Annotated in this window: 1 protein-coding gene (cut by a window edge); it reads left to right on the top strand. The window is 76.3% G+C overall.

All coding sequences use genetic code 11. The features are described from left to right. Positions 1-17670, top strand: the final stretch of a protein-coding gene (locus CFP66_RS07680) for an NUDIX domain-containing protein (protein WP_094921765.1). Its footprint begins 17886 nt before the window's first position; only the last 17670 of its 35556 coding nucleotides appear in the window; the start codon falls outside the window, past its left edge; its stop codon occupies positions 17668-17670.

The following is a 17670-nucleotide window of genomic DNA, read 5'->3' as shown; positions in this document are numbered from 1 at the left end:
TCGATCGGCCACGCGCGCGGCGGCGCGTTGCGCGGGCTGCTGGACGGGCTCGCTCGGTTGCGCGAGACGGTGGGGAACGCGCTCGGTGTGCGGGGCTCCCGGGAGCCGGTGCCGGTGGAGCGGATGCTCGACCGGCTGGCGCAGAGCCACCGCGCGCTGCGATCGGCACGGCCTCAGGAGCGGGCGGCGTTGCTGACCGAGGCAGGGCATCTGCTCGCCGCGGTGGATGCGCGGCTCGGCAGGCGCCCTGTGCGGGCGCCGGTGGTGGTGGGCCGCGGGTTGCGCGCCGCGGTGACGAGTTGGGCCCGGCTGCCGCAGGCCCGGCCCGGTACGGGCGACGACGCCAGGTGGGACGTGTGGCGGGTGCTGGGCGCCGCGTGGTGGGGCGCCGAGGTGCAGGGGAGCAACCCGCACGGGGTCTCGGTCGGCGAGCTGGGGGTTCTGATCAGTGACCTCGCGCAGCAGCGCGTGCCCGGCGCCCCTGGCTGGATGGTCTCCACGGCGCGGCAGGTGGCGCGCGCAGGCCTGCACCGGGACGCGGCTGCAGGCAAGATCGCCGGCTGGCTGCACGAGCTCGAGAGCGCCGGGCTGCTGGAGCGGGTGACCGACGGCGCCGGTGTGGAACGGTTCCGGCCGGGCGGGGTGTTCGGGCAGCTTCTGGCCCGAGCGCCGCCGCAGGTCGTCGACGCGTTGTGGCGCAACCCGCTGGGCGTGGCCGGTATGGGGCTGGCTGCCCTGCCGTTCGCGGCGCAGGCCGTCGCGGTCCGCACGTGGTTGCGCGACGCGGTGCTGGCCTGGGGCGAGGGCGAGCGTGGGTTGTGGCGGGTGGTCCCGCTGCGGCTGCGCGCGTGGCGGTTCGCCGGCGAGGTGCGCCGACGGATCAAGGAGTCGCGGGAACGGTTGACCGACCTGGACCGGGCGTCGACGGAGCTGGCCGGTGCGGTCGCTGCGGGCGCCACCGACGCGGCGCGGGCGCCTCTGGTCACGGCCCGGGACACGGCGAGCCGGGCACTTGCGCAGAAGGTGGGTGAGGCACGCGAGGCGGCCGCGGCGCGCGGGCTGGGTGCGCACCGGGTGCGCAAGGTGGGCACGCACGCGCGTTTCGGCACCGAGGGGCGGATCTACGTGCCGATCGTCCCGGCGGGGATCTACGCGCTCGTCTGGGCGGCGCTGGGCCCGCAGTGGGCGGTGGTGGTCACCGCGTTCTGGTACATGTTCCCGCACCTGAAGACGACGCGGGCGCCGAACGCGGGGCCGGGGCTGCGGGGCTTCCTGGGCTCGATCCGCTGGGAGCGCACGTGGATGGTGGCGCTGCTGGTCCCGCTGGCGAGCGTTCCGCTGTGGACGCACGCGTTCGCGCCGTTCGTCGCGCTGGAGCTGGTGGGCGTCGCCGGGGTGCTGCTCGGCACGTTGTCGACCTCGATGTCGAGGGGCTTGCACGAGGAGCCGGAGAACCGCATGAAGTGGCCGTTCACGGTCATTCCGGATGGGCGGTTGTGGCTGCGGCTCAACGTGCTCGGGCTGCAGTTCGGGCCGTTCGTGTACGTGTTCTGGCAGAGCCCGGCCGAGGTCACGACGATGCCGGGGGTGCGCGCCCCGAAGGCGATCGGGTGGACGCGGATGTGGAAGCGGCTCGGGAACTGGGTCGCCTCGTACGACAAGGGCATCGCCGGTCGGCGGCTCACCCTGTACACGTTCCACTTCGCCGGGTTGCTGCTCGCGTTCGGTGACCAGCCGATCCTGGAACCGCGCCGGCTGTACAAGGAGATCGTGCGCGAGCGGAACGCGCGCAGGCAGGTGGTCGACCTCTGGACCGGCGTGAGCCGGGTGGTGGGCACCCTGATCACCGCGCTGGCCCGGGGCCTGGTCAAGGTGGCGCCCGGGCGGTTGGGCCGGTGGCTGGCGGGTGTGCCCGACCGGTGGGCGGACCGGGCGTTCCGGCACCTGGTCAACCACGCGCAGCGGATGCTGGTGCGCAACCTGACCGAGCAGGCGTGGCAGCGTGCGCAGCTGGGGAAGGCGCGTTCGGAACGGCGGCGCGCGCGGCTGCAGGCTGCGCTGGAGGAGAACGAGGCGCGGGCCGCGCAGATCCGAGAGGTCCTCGAGCGGCTGCCCGGCGAGTTCGCACAGCGGGCCTCGGCGAGCCGTTCGGCGACGATCGAGCGGTTGGCCGCGCAGCTGGCGAGGATCGACGAGCGGCTGGACTGGAAGCCGGGGCGCAAGTGGCTGTCCTCGCGGACGGCGCGCCTGCGTAGCGAGTGGATGCGGGTGGCATTGGCCGCAGAGGGCGCGGCGGTGCCGCCGTTGCACGAGAGCAGGCACCTGCACTGGGCGCGGGGCAAGGAGCACGATCGGCAGCAGCGGCTGGCCGCCGCCCTGGCGCGGCTGGACGAGCGGCTCGAGGCCGCGCGGGACGCGGACGCGCAGGACCGCGTCCGTGCCCTCGAAGCGCGGCGGGGTCCGCTGCAGGCGCGGCTCGCGGCGGCGAAGGCGCACGGGGACGCACTCGGCCGGATCCCGGGTGCGGAGGTTCGCGGATCGGACCCGGAACGAGCCGGACTCGTCCAGAAGTTGCGTGCGACCGGCGCTGCCTTCGCACGGTGGGCTGCCGCCCACCCGTGGACGGCGCGGTTCGCCGTGGCGGTCCCGGTCGCCGTCCTCGTGCTGCTGGTGTCCGCTCCGGCAGCTGCCGCAGCCTCGGCGTCGGCGTCGGCCACCGGGGTGGGCGCACCGCTGCTGACCGCCGCCACGACCGCAGCGGCGGCCGGCGTCGGCGTGCTCGTGACCCGCCTGGTCCGGCACCGGATGACCGCGACGCGCACGGGCACCGAACGCTCGGACCAGGCGGCGGGCTGGGGGTCGCGCGTGCTGGCGGGGGCGGCGCTGGCACTCGTCATCGCCGGTGCGGGTGCGGGCCTCCTGGCCGGGCCGGCTCAGGCGGACGCGCAGCCGCGGGCCCCGCCGAGCGGGACGGTCGCCATCGAGAACCGCTACATCGTGCGGCCCGGGGACACGCTCTCCGGCATCGCCGCGGCGAGGGGCACCACGGTCGACGCTCTCGTGGAGACGAACCCGGGCCGCTTCCCGACGCTCGCGAGCCGGGACCTCATCCACCCGGGTGAGCGTCTGCGGCTTCCGCCGTCCGAGGCTGTGCGGGAGCCGGGCCGTGAGGAGCCCGGCCCGCAGGCGCCGACTCCGACTCCGCCCGGGACGTCGGAGACTCCGGGGCCGACCGCGACGCCGACCGCGCCGGAGCCGGTGGACCCGCCCGCCGCGCGGTCCGGCGGCGACGGCGGGTTCGGTGGGTGGCGCTGGATCCTGTCCGGCGCCGGCGCCGGCCTCTCCGCGGCGATGCTGTGGCTGGGTCGGCGGTCCGCCGTGCGCACGCGGGCGCGGGAGCGACTGCGCAGCGTGTGGACCGCGGTACCGCCCGCGGGGCTCCCGGTCCGCGGCCGGACGACGGCGGATGCGCTCGTCGTCTGGCGGATGGTCGCGGCGGTCGCTCAGCGCGAGATCGCGGCAGGTCGTACGCCCTCCGTGATCGGTGCCGGTGACCTGCTCGCGCTGCACGAGCGGGCGGGCACGCCGGAGTGGCTCGCGGCCCTGTCGCGGGAGCTGGCCGCGTCGGGGCAGCGCGGTGGCGTCGAGGCGCGGCTCCAGGAGCTGGCGACCGCCGGGCTGCTGGTCGAGGTGGCGTCCCGGAACGGCGCGCGGCGCTACCGTGTCGGCGGCCCGCTCGGTCGGTTGCTCGCCAGGGCGCCGCCGGAGTACCTGGCCGCCCTCGTGCGGAACCCGGTCGACGTGCTGGGCGACCACGGGCTGCCCCAGCGCCCGGCCGTCGAGCTGGCGGGCATGCTGAGCGCAGGGCTGCGCGACGCCATCTGGCGCACGGCGCCCGCGTCCTCGCGGTTGCGGGGGCTGTTGCCGCTGCGGCTGCGCGGGGCCGGGCGGCTGCAGGCGCTGTTCGAGCCGGTCCAGGAGGCGCAGGCCGCTCTGGCCGAGGCGGAGCGCGGGCTGGCCGGGCGCAGAGCGGCACAAGCGGCGGCCCCCGCTGCCGAGCAGGAGGCGGCGGCCGCGGCCCTCGACTCCGCCGAGTACGCGGTCGACACGGCGCGCCGCGACCTCTGGCGCGCGGCGACGGCCGCGCAGAACGGCGCGCTGCTGGGTGGCTTCACCCGCGTCGACGTGCTCCGGGCGCTGGACCGCGCGCCCGGCCTCCGGGAGCGGCTGCGCCGGACGGTCCGCTCCGCGCCGCGCACCGTCACCGAGGCCTGGCGGGCGCGGGCCGAGCGGGCGGGGCTGCGGTCCGAAGTCGTCCTCGCGCACGAGGCCCTCGTGAACGCGGCGATCGCGGACCGCCCGGAAGCGACCGCACGGCGCGACGCCGCGATCGTCGCGGCGCTCGACGCGGGCGTCCGCCCCCGGGTGGTCGTCGGGCAGGTCGGATGGGAAGCGGCGCTGTCGGGGGGCCGCCACGATGCGTTGAACCTGCTGCTGGAGGCCGGTGGCCTGCTGGACCTCACGCCCGCATGGAGTCGCGGCCGCGTGCTGGCGCGCATCTCGGACGGGGCCCGGGTCCGGGTGCGTCCGGCCGACCTCCGTGCCGAGGTCGCGCTGCTCGCCGGCCGGATCGACGACGGTGCGCCGACCGACCGGGTGCGGGCGGAGGCCGTGGCCTGGTGGGGCGCGCACCTGGGCCTGGCGCTCGGAACCGCCCCGATCGCCGGAGTGCTGAACGCCCTCGGGGTCCTGCACGCCACCGGCGACCCGGCTGCGCAGGCACTGGCCGATGTCGTGCTCGCGTCCAACGGTGGCCCGTCCGCCGTGGACCGTGCCGAACTCACGGTGGACGGAGCGCGGCTCGGCGACGTCGTGACCGAGACCGGCCCCGCAACCGGAGCCGTGCTGGGCCGGGCGGCGCTGCACCGCGACCTGGACGAGCCGATGGCGGCGATCCGGGCAGGCGTCGAGGAGCTGGCAGGCGCGCCGTCCGAGGATCTGACCGGCCTGGTCACGGCGCTCGCGCGGACGTTCGGGAACGTGCACGGCGAGCTGGCCGAGCGGGCGAGGGCCAAGCGCACGGCGTCGGCGGAGGCGGCGACGCAGGCCCGCTCGGCGTCGGCGAAGGCGGGCCGGACGCGCCGCCACACCGACCGGTCGGCCGCGGAGCGGCGTCGCAAGGCGCTCGCGGACGCGCTGGTGACCCGGGAGCGTCGCGATCGGCTGGTCCGCACGGCGGCGGCGTACGACGCGGCGGCGACGGCGGCCATGAAGGCCCGCGCGGACCTCGAGCTGCTGGCCGAGGTGCTGCGACGGCTGCACGGCCTCGGTGCGGGTGACGTCCGGGACGCAGTGCTCGCCGATGCGCTGCGGGCCGCGGAGTCGGCGGCGCGCCGAGTGGGGTCCTACCAGGCCGCGCTGGACGACGCGGTGCCGCCGCGGTCGGCGCTGCCGGCCGGGGTCCCGACGGATCGGCTGCCCGCGTTGCCGGGCCTGACGTCGGCCGTGGCCGGCCTGCTGAGTGGGCAGGGGGTGCGCACCCGGATCACCGAGCAGGAGCTCGCCGACGAGCTGGCCGCGCAGTTCCGCCGCGCCGCGACCGCGGACGGCCTGGTGCTGCGCGTCGGGGGCGCCGAGCTCGCGCTGCGGTGGGTCGCGGGCCGGGTCGTCGAGGACGTCGCGACCGAGGAGCAGGTGACGGAGGTGATGCTGGGTGACCTGACCCAGGCCGGCGCGTCGGTGACCGCAGGGGTGGCGCGCAGCCTCGGGCTGTCGGTCGGTACGGACGTGTTCGTCGGCAAGGCCAGCGGCAACGTCGGGCGCAACGAGTCGACGTCGGGCGGCGCGGCGGGCTACCTGGTGGGCGGCGGTGTGGTGGACAACCGTGGCCCGTCCGTGCTGCTGGAGGTGTCCGGCGGCTGGGAGATCGCCGTGCGCCGCGGCGACCACCGGGCCCGCTGGTCCGCACCCACCCGCGTCGAGACCCGGGACGAGGTGTTGCGCCTGGCGGTCCCGCACACCTACGAGGCGCGCGGACCGCCCGCGACCGTCCGGCGCGCGGCCACGCGTCCCGGGTTGCCGTTCCACGCGCCCCTGTGGGCCGAGGGGCTGCAGGAGCTCGCCGACGGCGTGGTCGCCGAGCTGGGCGCCCGGCACGGCCGGGTCGGTGCTCTGACCCGTGAGCAGGTCCGGGCGTTGCTGGTGCACGGGCTCCCGTCGCGGCTGGACACCACCGTGAACGACCCGGACGGGTGGCGTCCGACGATCACGGACGGGCGTGGCCGGCCACTCGCCGTGCTGACGGTGCGCAGCCGTGTCACGGGCTCCTCGGCGCTGGGTACGCCCAGCACCAAGGAGCACATCGAGGATCTCCACGTCGCCTTCTCGAAGGTCTCCGGCGGGTGGAGCTCGGGCCGGTCGCGGGGCGTCGGGATCGAACGTGGCCTTCCGCGGCCGCTGCGGTGGCTGGTGCGCCTGAGCGCCGAGCTCAAGGGGTCGCTGTCGCAGTCGTGGTCGCGCACGGTCGGGGCGAGCGTCGGCGGCGACGCCATCCACCCGGGCGTGCACCGCCACTCCGGCTACACGCAGGCGGAGCTGCTGGAGCTGGAGCACTCCGTCGCGATCCGGTGGCTCGACGCGCCGGGGCGGACGGCGGAGCCGGTGCGCGCCGCGGGTCGGGTGCTCGTGCGGATGGCCGAGGCGGACGCCTACGCGCACGGCTTCGAGGTCGCCGCGGCCGCGGTCCGCCGCCACCGCGACGGCACGGAGACGGTGCGCGGCGCGCTGGACACGGCGGCACCGGAGGGCCACCTGGCCGCGCAGCCGACGTTCATCGGCAGCGGTCCGGGACAGATCCGCGGGGTCGGCCACGGTCTCGTCCGGGAGATGACCGGGTTGGACCGGCTGCGGGCGAGGATCGAGGACCGGCTGCGGGCCGAGGGCCTGCTGCCTCCCACCGACCCCGCGGAGTGGTCCGGCGACCGGCTGCTGCTGGCCACGCAGTGGGCCAACGCGGCGGAGATCGCGGAACAGCTCTCGGGCAAGCGGGTGGCGGGCAGCCTGGACCAGGCGGCCCAGCAGGGTCTCGTGCTGTCGCTGCGGCGCTACCGCGCCCTGCGGGCACCCGAGCACGTCACGCTGCGGGTCCGCGTCGAGGCCGACTGGGACGACCTGGACTACCTGGGCCACTCGACGCAGTGGACGATGGTCGGGCTGGACATCGGCTCCAACACCTCCGGCCGTTCCCGCTCCCGGTCACGCACGAGCAAGCTCGTCGCGGTCATCGCCGCCACGCTGCACCTCGGCCCGGACCGCGACGCCGCCACGGAGGGGCTGCAGGGGGACACGACCCCGGGCGTCGGTGGCGAGTTCGGCTACAGCCGCGGCCGCAGCTGGGGCACCTCGGTGGGCGACACCGTGAACCAGGTGACGTTGGTCGAGTCGACCACGACCACCGCGGCCTTCCGGCTGGGCTACCGGGTCGTCGTCGAACGGCTGGCGCCCCGCGGTGGCCCCACGGTGCTGGGCTCGGAGCCGGGCACCGCGAGCGTGTACCTGCCGAGCGACTGGCTGCCGTCGACGGACCCGATCCGCGCGGCGTCCCAGCCCGTGCCCGATGAGGTGCTGGAGCGGATGACGGCGCTCGGCCTCGACACCGGCCACGGCCCGCGGAACGTGGCGGTGATCGCGGAGCGGCTCGCCGCGCGCGCGATGCGGGGCGACACCCCGGCAGCCCAGCACCTGCGGGAACTGTTGAGCGTCGACGGCACGCGCTCGCACCTCGGGGAGCTGCTGGCCGAGGGGTACCGCACGTCGCTCGCCGTGCGGGGGAAGGGGTGGCGGGCGCGGCGCGTCGCGATGCAGGTGTCCGGGACGCCGGGCGAGGCGACGTTCCTGGGCGCCTCCGCGCTGGTGACCGGCGACATCAACCTCACGCTCGGCAGCCGCGGTGCCGAGTTCGGCAGCTCCGGCGGGTGGAACGCCGGAGTCAACGGCAGGTTCGGCTGGCGGCAGGTGTCCGGCCCGAAGGCCTCGGTGGGGGCGAGCGGATCGGTGTCGCGGTCGAGTGGCGTCCGCAGGCTGTGGCTGCGGATCTGGGGCCGTGAGCGGCTCACCATCGAGACCGGCCAGCACTACCTCTACGCGATGCCGCTCGAGCTGCGGGTCGCTGCGGGCCGCCCCGGGAAGGTCGGCGCACCCGAGGCCGCCGACGCCGGTCTGGTGTTCGCGCTGCCCGAGCGCGTCGCCCTCGACCTCTACGCCCGCGATCTGTGGCAGCTGCCCCGCGAGCAGGTCGCCGACGTGATCGCCCGCTTCGCGGAGAAGAACCTGCTGCTCGACGACGCGCTCGCGCACCGCGTGCTCGACCGGTTCCTGCGGGAAGGCGGCGTCCTGGCGCCCGGGCGGGGTGCGGCGCTCGAGCGGCGGCTCGACGCGCTGTTCCGCACGCGGGACGGCTACCCCGTCAAGCGGCTGCGCGGCACGGTGGAAGACCGGGTCCGGGCCGGTGTCGAGCGGGCGCGGCGCGCCGTCCGGGTGGTGCTGCCCGAGCAGTTCCGCACGCGGCTGGGGCAGTCGTCGATCGAGTCGGTGTCCCTGTCGCGTGACGACGTCCGGGCGCGGCTGTTCGACCAGGTGCGCGCGGCCGTCGCGCAGCAGCTACCCGCAGGCGCCCTCGATCACGATCCACAGGTGTGGCAGCGGCTGTGGAACGACCTGGCGGGCAAGCGCTTCCTGGGCAAGCTCGACGCGATGCTCGACCGGGGCGGCTTCAGCGTGCGGATCCCGGTGCGGGTCCGCGGCCCGACGCCGGGCGCCGACCGCGTGCACCGGGTGGACGTGCGGATCACCGCCCGCCTCGTCGACGACGCGGTCCGCCTGGACGAGACCGACGAGGTCGTCCAGATCGTCCAGGACTACGGCTACCAGCAGTTCGAGCGCGGTGCGACGTGGGGCCGCACGGCGGGCGCCGGCGTGAACGGCGACCACGCGGCCGGCGGCAGCGGGTTCGGCGGGGACGCGAAGCTGAGCACCGACCACGCCCGTGGCAGTGCCGGCGGCGTCGTGCGGCAGCGCACGCGGCTCGACGGCACCGCCTCGTTCCAGGGCGCCGACCGGATCCGTCAGGGCCTGCGCGTCACCATCGCGGCGCAGGTGGGCGGGCGGTGGCTGCGGCGGCCGAAGGTGGGCGCCCCGGTCGTCCTCGACGGTTCCGTCGTGCGGCTGGTGCCCGACGGGCTGTCCGAGGCGGTCACGGCGAAGCCCGCGCCCCGGGCGGCGGTGCGGGCCCGCACCCACCCGGGCCTGCAGGACGTGCGGCCGTTCGGGCTGCCGGCGGCGTTCAGCGTGGAAGCCGTCGAGGCGCCCACCCTCGTCGACACGATCGTGGATGCACTGAGCGGCGCCACGATGCTGGGCCGCATCCGCGCCGAGGAGCACCGCGCCGACGTCGAGCACGCCATCGCCGCGAACGGGCTCACGGCGTTCCTGCGCGACATGGCGACGGCCGACGGGGCCGTGCTCCTGCCGATCCCGGTGCGCGGCCGCACCGTCATCGACGTCGTGGTGCGAGCCCGGCCGGCAGGCGGTCGCAGCCTCGTCGACGATCGCGAGCTGGAGCTGCGCACGGTGCGGCGCACGGAGACCCGGGTCACGACCGGCGTGTCCGACGCTCGGATGCTGCCGGTGGGCCGCGGCGTGGGCGGGAGCAGCAGCGAACCCGCCGGGAGCGCGGGACTCAGTGGCGGGGAGCAGTCCACGCACTCCGGGGCGGTGACCGCCGGCGCCCGTGCCGAGACCAGCATCTACGTCAAGGGCAAGGGCGCAACGGTGGCGGCCGAGCTGGAGCTCGTCGTCGAGCTGCGACGCGGGGTGCTGCGAAGCGACGACACGCTGGCGGTGCGGCGCACCGCCACCGCCTACGACCGTGGCCTCGCCACGGTGACCCTGTTCGATCGGGATCTCGCAGCGTCGCGTGCCGTCCAGGAGTCCGCGAGCCCGCAGGACCGCGGCTGGTGGCTCTCTGGCAGGGGCGCGACGACGCCGTTCGTGCCGTGGACCGGCGCGCGCAGGCACCGGACCGACCTCGCGCAGCTGACCGCCGACGCCGCGCTGGCCGACCCGCTCGGTTTCGTCGCCGATCGGCATGCCGCCATGGCCGCCCTGCTGCCCGCCCGTGGCGACGTCACGATCACGAGCACCGCCACGCGGGACCGCAACGCGGTGCTCACCAACGTGCGGCTGATCGCGGCGCGGCTGCACCGACCGATCACCCTCGAGGGCACCCGCAACGGGCGGACCGAGCAGGTGTTCGTGACACCGGAGGGCGGGCTGCAGGGCGAGCGCGACGGCGGCTACGCGGCGGCGCTGGCGACGCTGCCGCCGGAGTTGCTCGCGGCGGCCGACCGGCACCTGCCCGACCTCGCGCAGTTGCACGCGGCCGGCCCCGCTTCGTTCGCCGACGCGGTGCGGGCGGCGTTGGCGGACCGCGGACACGCGGTCGAGACGGACGCGCCATGGCCGGTGCGCACCTGGGGCGAGGGTGTCCTGCTGCACGTCGGAGGGGCCAGCGGGATCGGCGGGGCCGGGGCGCTCGGCCTGCTCTCCGACGAGGAGACGGCGTTGGCGCAGCAGGCCTTCGCCGCGGTCCGGCTCTCCCCGTCGCCGAGGACGGCAGCCACTTCGAGCCAGGCCCCGGCCCTGCCCGTCGGACCGGGCGAGGAGCTGGTCGTTCCGGAGCCGGCGGCGGTGGCGGACGCGCTGCGCGCGCTCGACGCGACCCCCGAGCAGGTCCGGCGGATCCTCGGGGTCTGGGCGTTCAGCTGGCGCGAGCCGGGCGGCACCCTCGTCGTCGCGGTGTTCGAGCACCGGCTCGCGGTGCTGCGCCGGATCGGCATGTGGCAGGAGGTGCTCGCCCACGAGCGGCGCCACGCCCGCGACGGGTTCACCGACGCGGCGGAGCACGACCGCGAGGTCCGCGGGCTGATCGGGCGGATCCAGCGTGCCGTCGCCGACGAGTACCGGGCGGCGCGCGCTGCCCGCCCGTCCCGGCGCGTGGGTGGCATGCCGCTGTACGAGCTGAGCGGGCAGCGCTACCTGCGGGACCTGGCGCCGGGCCGGGCGCTGCGCGACGGTCGCCCGAAGTTCCTGCTGACCGTCGACGCGGCCGGTCGCCGCTGGGTGGTCAAGCAGCGGGCCGCCGACGTCGACACGATGCTCCCCGGCATCACGGCGGCGACCGTGTACCGGAGGCTCGCCGCGTCGGGTGTCCGCGTGCCGGTGGTGCGGTTGGCCGTCGCCGTCGAACCGATCGTCGACCCGGACTACGGCGACCGCGTCGTCGAGGTCGGTGACGTGGTGGAGCTGCACGAGTACGTCGAGGGTTCCGAGGGCCGGCGGCACGTCTCCCTCTCCGCCCCGAACGCCGCGCACCTGCGGGACGCCCTGGCGCAGCAGTACGCGATCACGGCGCTGCTCGGCGACTGGGACGGGTTGCTCGAGACGAACCTGCTCCTGGGACGCGGCGGGGAGCTCCACCGCATCGACTTCGACCAGTCGCTGGGCGGGCCGGACGCGTTCTTCGCCCTGGTGGTGCCGATGTTCCGCCAGATCTTCGGCCGGCTCACCGAGGAGGACGTGCTCGCGCAGTTCGCCGACCTGCTCGCGGAGCACCCCGCGGTCCTGTCCGTGATGCCGAACGAGGACCTCGCGGCTCAGGTCGGACAGCGCCTGGCCTGGTTCGCCGAGGTGCTCGCGGCGGGCGTGCTCCCGCCGGTGGAGGGCCGGTCGCTGCAGAACGCCCGGGAGGAGCTGGCCCGCGTGCACCCGCACGAGGTGGTCGCGCCGGGCGCCCACCGCCTGCCCCTCCCGAACGCGGAGCCGCAGGTGCGGGACCTGCTCGCCACGGGTGAGCGTCAGGTCCTCACGTCCGGGCAGCTGGCGGACCTCGTGCGCGCCGGCGGCCCGGTGTGGGTGCACGACCACCGAGGCGCGGGGACGTGGGACGTCACCACGCCTGGTGTCGGAACGCCGTCGGCACCCGTGGCCGCCCGCCCGTGGTGGAGCAGGCTGTTCCCGCGCCACGGCGGCGGTGCGCTGGCGGTCGGCGACCTCCCCCGTCGCGTGGCGCGGCGGGTGCTGCGGATCCTGCCGGAGCTGGCGTCGCGGATGCGCCCGTTGTCGGGCGAGGAGCTGACGCTGCTGCCGCGCGGGCCGCCCGCGACGGTGCCGATCCTGACCTGGGACGCGGACCGCGCCACGGTCGACGCGCTGGAGCAGGCCGGCGTGCTCGATCCGCGCGGGACGCTGATCGCGTTCGGGTGGGTGCATCCCGAGCACGCCCCCGGCGGAGCGATCGTGATCTTCCAGCACGTGCTGGAGGAGGTGCGCCGGCTGGTCGGGTCCGGCCGGCTGGATCGCGAGTGGTTCGCCGACCTGCTCGCCTACGAGACCCGGTTCCGGATCGAGGGCTACCGCCGGGCGGTCGACGGCCGCTCCCGGAAGGCGGTCGCCGGCGAGCTGATCACGCGGCTCGACCGGGCGACGGGCGGCTACCGGTACTCCGTGGTGCCGGGCGATCGGGCCGCCCAGCGGCGCGCCGACACCCTCGACCGGGTGCGCGCCATGGCCGAGCACCCCGACGAGTTCCGCAACCGCCCGCGGAGCGCGGCGGATCCGGCCCCGGCCTGGGCGACGCTGCACGATCTCACCCGGGCTCTGGAGGAGGCGGCCCGGTCGCCGCGGCCGTCGTCGCTGGACGAGCGCACCGCGCAGCTGGTGCCCCACGTCCGGCGGCGGCTGGCGCTCACCGAGGCCGTCCACCTGCTCCGTACGGGGCGCCGCCCGGTGGGCGTCGACACCCTCGACCTGGCCCGGCTGGCGCAACTGCTGCCGCTGACCGCTCCCGCAGGGGAGGTTCCTGCGGATGCGGCGGATGCCGTCGACGGTCTGGACCGGCAGAGCGCGGAACTCGCCGCGCTGCTGGTGGGCGTCGAGGGACTGACCGGGGCAACGGACCCCGACGTCCTCGGGGAGCCGGCCAGGTCGGTGGTGTCGAGCGCGTTGCCGGCCGCCGGGCGTCCGGGCTGGCTCGACACGTGGTCGCAGGCGGCTCCTCGCGCCCGGCTGGCGGTGCTGGCGCTCGCCCTGCTGCCCGGCACCGCCGGCCTGCTGGCCGAACTCGACACCTCGCCCGGGCCTGCCGACCTGCTCGGGTTCGTCGAGCGTGAGCGGGCCGTCCTCGAGTCCGCGCCGGCGCAGACATCGGACCTGGCCGCCGTCGGTCGCCGCAGCGCGCTCGCCATCGCCCTGCTGGAGCTGGTGGACGACCCGGGTGGGTTGTGGCGGCACTGGTGGAACTCGGAGCTCGCCCTGCGCCAGGACCAGGCACGGCACGACCTCAACCGACTGTGGGGCCTGACCGTCCTCCTCGGCGACCGCACCGGGAGCAAGCCGCTGACGTCGGCGCAGCGGCGCGTCGTGGCGGAGCTGTTCGCCACCACCGCGCGCTTCGGCACCGCGCCCGCGACGGCGGACCGCCGGCGGATCCGCGATGCGGTGTCCACGGTCGTGACGGGCGTGGAGCCGGAGACCCTCGACCGTGCCGAGGGCTGGGCGGCGCTGCTGGGCCGGGACGCGATCGACTGGATTGGTGCGGTGCGCGGGCCGGGGGTGTCATGGACCCGGCCGCAGTGGGCCACCACCTCGTCGCGTGAGCGGACGGCGTCCGCGGTCGCGCTGCTCACGGCGGGCCGGCCGCTGCTCGGGCTGCTGCCCGACCGGATCACGCCCGCGCTCGCGGCCGGGTCGCTGGCCGACTGGTACACCCACCCCGACTTCACCAGGCTCGTCGAGCCGATGGACGGGCTGCTCGAGCTCCTGCCGCGGACGGGGGCGGCCGAGTCCTTCGTGGCGGCCTGGGCGGACCTGGTCCTGCTGCTGGTCGCCGACAGCGAGGTGCTCAACGGCGGCCGTGGGTTCGGTGCGCATGCCGCCGTCCTGATGAACCGGCTGGCCGACGAGGTGCGGGCCAGGGGGCCCGACGATCGCGCCGCGCCGCTGGCCGAGGTGACCGCCGCGCTCCGCGCCGTCGTCGCGCGTCGGCTCGCCGTGCCCGGACGGAGGGCCGCCGGCACCGGGGCGCCGTGGCGGGAGCCGCTGGAGGCCGGGCCCCGCCGGACAGGCGTGGCGCAGTGGTCCGACGCGGAGCTCGCCCGGCTGGCGGCGCTGCCTCCGGAGGAGGCGGTGCGCCAGGTGTGGGCCGCCCAGGGCATGGACGGCCGACCGGTCGTGGTGCGGGAAGCCGACTGGCCGCGGTTGGTGGCGGCCGGGCACGTGCCCGTGTACCGCGGGCTGCACGACGTGCACGCGATCCGCAGGGCGGAGCAGTTCCGCGACGGGCGGGCGTTCGTCGGGCACTCGGCCACCTTCTGGGGATACGGAACGAACTTCACGACCGACCGTGAGATCGCCACCGGGTACGCCCGGTGGCCTGCCACCTTCGCACCGGGCCGACGGGTGGGCCGGTCGGCGATGCTGCAGGGCTACCTGCACGCGGATGCGATCGCGTTGCACCGCGACGAGGCGATGCGGTGGCGCACGATGGACGCGGCCGCCGCCCGGCGCCGCGGTCAGGAGAACCTCGCCGTGGCGCTCGAGTACGACCTCGGGCTGTGGGCGGCCCTGAGCGGTGTGGACGCACTCTCGACCGGGCTGGGGAACGACAGGCTCTTCCTGGTGGGCAATCGGGCCGCGATGTTCGTGGACGAGGCCGCGGAGCCGGGAGTCGGGCCGCACCGGTCCGGTGACGGGTGGGTCGAGTGCCGCTGCGGGGAGTCCCACTGGGGTCGCTACGGCGCGGCCGGACTGCTGCTGACCCACCGGGATCCCGAGGGCACCCGGTGGGTGCTGATGCAGCACCGCTCCGGGATGAACCAGCACGGCGGGACATGGGGCCTGCTCGGCGGCGCCGCGGACTACCGGGAGTCGGCGGAGGTGGCGGCCCGCCGGGAGGCGTACGAGGAGGCCCGGGTCCTGCCCGACAGGTACCGGGTCACCGGCCGCTACGTCGACGACCACGGCGACTGGTCCTACACCTGGGTGCTGGCCGAGGCCGAGTACCTGCTCGACCCGACCGCGAACCACGAGAGCAGCGAGCTGCGGTGGGTCCCGGTCGACGAGGTGCGGGGTCTGGACCTGCACCCCGGCTTCTCCGCGCAGTGGCCCACCGTGCGGGCCGCGCTGCTCGACGGCGCCGACTCCGAGGCGAGAGACGTGGGCTGGGCCGCGTGGTCGGACGCCCGCCCGTCCGGGCCGGAACCGGACCTCGGGCTGCTGCACCGGCTGGTGGTCGAGGAGTCCGCGCGCGGCGACCGCCCGGAGGCGCAGCGGCAGCTGCTGCGCTACGCGCGGGCGCTGGCGCACCTCCGCCAGAGCCTGGACAGCATCGGGCCGCAGCTGCCCCGTGCCACGCAGCTGCCGGGCGGGCTGGCCGCCGCCGGGGAGTTGCTGTGGACGGTCAGCGTCCTCGGGGCGGAGCTCGACCGGCTCCGGCCCTTGCCGGGCCAGCTCGATCTGCTCCACCCCGACGTGCTGTACCGGATCGCCCCGCACAGCGTGCTGGGGTATGTGGTGGCGCGCCGGCTCGGCTCGGAGCTGACCCCGCAGGAGCACCTCGAGCGCGTGCACGAGCCCTGGGTCGCGATCGCGGACCTCACCGACAGCACCGGTCTGATCGCGCCCGAACACGCGGGCACCGAGGACGACGGTCACGGCGGGCCGCTCGTGGTCGGTGGCCGGATGGACCCGGCGCACGAGGCAGCGCTGCGCGCCGTGCTGCCCGCCGTCGCGCGCGGTGCGCCGCTGGTCACCGGGCCCGCGAGCCCCCTCGGCCCGGTCGCGCCGCCGGTGCGGCTGCTGGACGGCGCCACCCTCGCCGCAGCGCTGCGCGAGGCCGGCGTCGCCGATCCCGCAGACCTGCTGGAGGGCCTGATCGCCTACGCATGGCCTGGCCCGTCCGGCTGGGAGATCGCGATGCTCGCCTCGACGGCCGCGGAGATCACCGGGCACCGCGAGGCCGGCCGCCTGCCCCGCGGATGGCCGGAGCAGGTCGCCACGCACGAGACGGGGCACTTCCACGGGCCGCCGGCCGCGGACCACACCTCGGTGGCGGCCGCGCTCGCGCAGCCGCTGGTCGACGCGCGTGCCGTGGTGGCCCGCGCCCGCAGGGGCCACCACGACCGCACCGCCGAGCCGCGAGCTCCCCCCGCGGTCGGCGCCGGGTGGGGACACCTGCTGCTGCACCTCCCCGTGGTCGCGCTCGCGCTGGTGGAGCCGATGAGCATCGCGATCGGCAGCGCGGTGCGCGATGCCGCCCGCACGGCCTGGGCATGGGGGAGGGGTCGGTGGCACGCGGCCGGCATCGGAGACCTCCTCCCGAACCTGGCGCACCTCGGTCTGCAGGTCGCGACCACGATCGCGGCCGGCGTCGGCGTCTGGATGGCGGTGTCGGGGACGGCGCCGCTGGACGTGGCACGCGGCCTGGCGATCGTGGCGAGCTCGCTCGTCGTCGGCCTCGGGGCGTGGTGGTCGCCCATCCGTTTCGGGAGCCGGTGGGCCGACTCGCTGGCGCGGTGGCTGCAGACCGGCGTGGTGGCGCTGGCGGTGGCGGTCCCGTCGGTGGCGCTGGCGCTGCTGTTCCCCGGCGGGGCGAGCAACGCCGGGTACGCGTTGCGGGGTGGGTTGAACCTGCTCCCGCTGCGGCCCGGGCCGGCCGGGGTGGTGCTGGCGGTGGTGCTGGTGAGCACGTTCGTGGTCAACCTGGCGTGGTTGGTGCCGTCGGCGGTGTCCGGCTCCGGGGCCGGCGCCTGGATCTCGGGCCTCTACGCCGCCACGGCGGCGATGTTCGGGGCGTCGGTGGTGAGCGCTGCCTACCGCAGCGTGCACGCACGGGGAGAGCGGTTCGACCGCACCGCGGCGTGGCTGGTGAGGTGGGTGGCGTTCCCGATCACCTCGAACGCGGGCAACGTGCTGCTCACGATCGACACGGGCTGGGGCGTGTTCGATCCGGTGATGCTCGCGGCCACCGTCGTCCTGACGGTGACGTTCGGCTACGCGAGCATGCTGGGGATGGTCCAGGCGGTCCAGCCGGCCAGGTTCGGAGGGTCCTACCTGCGGGTGATGGGCGCGGCAGGCAACGTCAGCTTGCTGTACTGGGGTCTGCTCGCGCTCTGGCCGGCACAGTGGTTGCCGCTGGTGGTCGCGGGCGGCGTCGTGGTGGTCGCGCTCGCAGCTCTGCGCGGGCCGTCGAAGATCCAGGCCTGGCGGGCGCGACTGACCCACAGCCCGCCCGGGGTGCGACCGCCCGGCCTCCGCCGGGAGCTGGGCGCGGTGGCGCCGGTCCTGGCCGCGGCACTGGCAGGCGTGGCTCTGGTGCTGGCCCTGGGCCCGGACCGGCCGACGACCATCACGGCGATCTCCGGGTGGCTGAGCGTCACCGGGCTGTGGCTCCTGCACCGGCTGGTCCCCCACGAGGGCGGCAGGACCCCACCCCGCACAGCGGTCCGCCGCTGGATCGGCGGCGGCGCGGCACCGGGGTTGTCCGTGCTGCTGGGCGCCGGCAACCGGGCGGCGCAGGCGCTCGCCCGGGCGATCCGGGCCAGGTTCGGCAGGTAG

Origin of the sequence: Pseudonocardia sp. MH-G8 (assembly GCF_002262885.1) — a bacterium.
Lineage (GTDB): Bacteria > Actinomycetota > Actinomycetes > Mycobacteriales > Pseudonocardiaceae > Pseudonocardia.
Note: the sequence above shows the minus strand (reverse complement) of the source record. Positions and strands in the feature narration are given on the sequence as shown.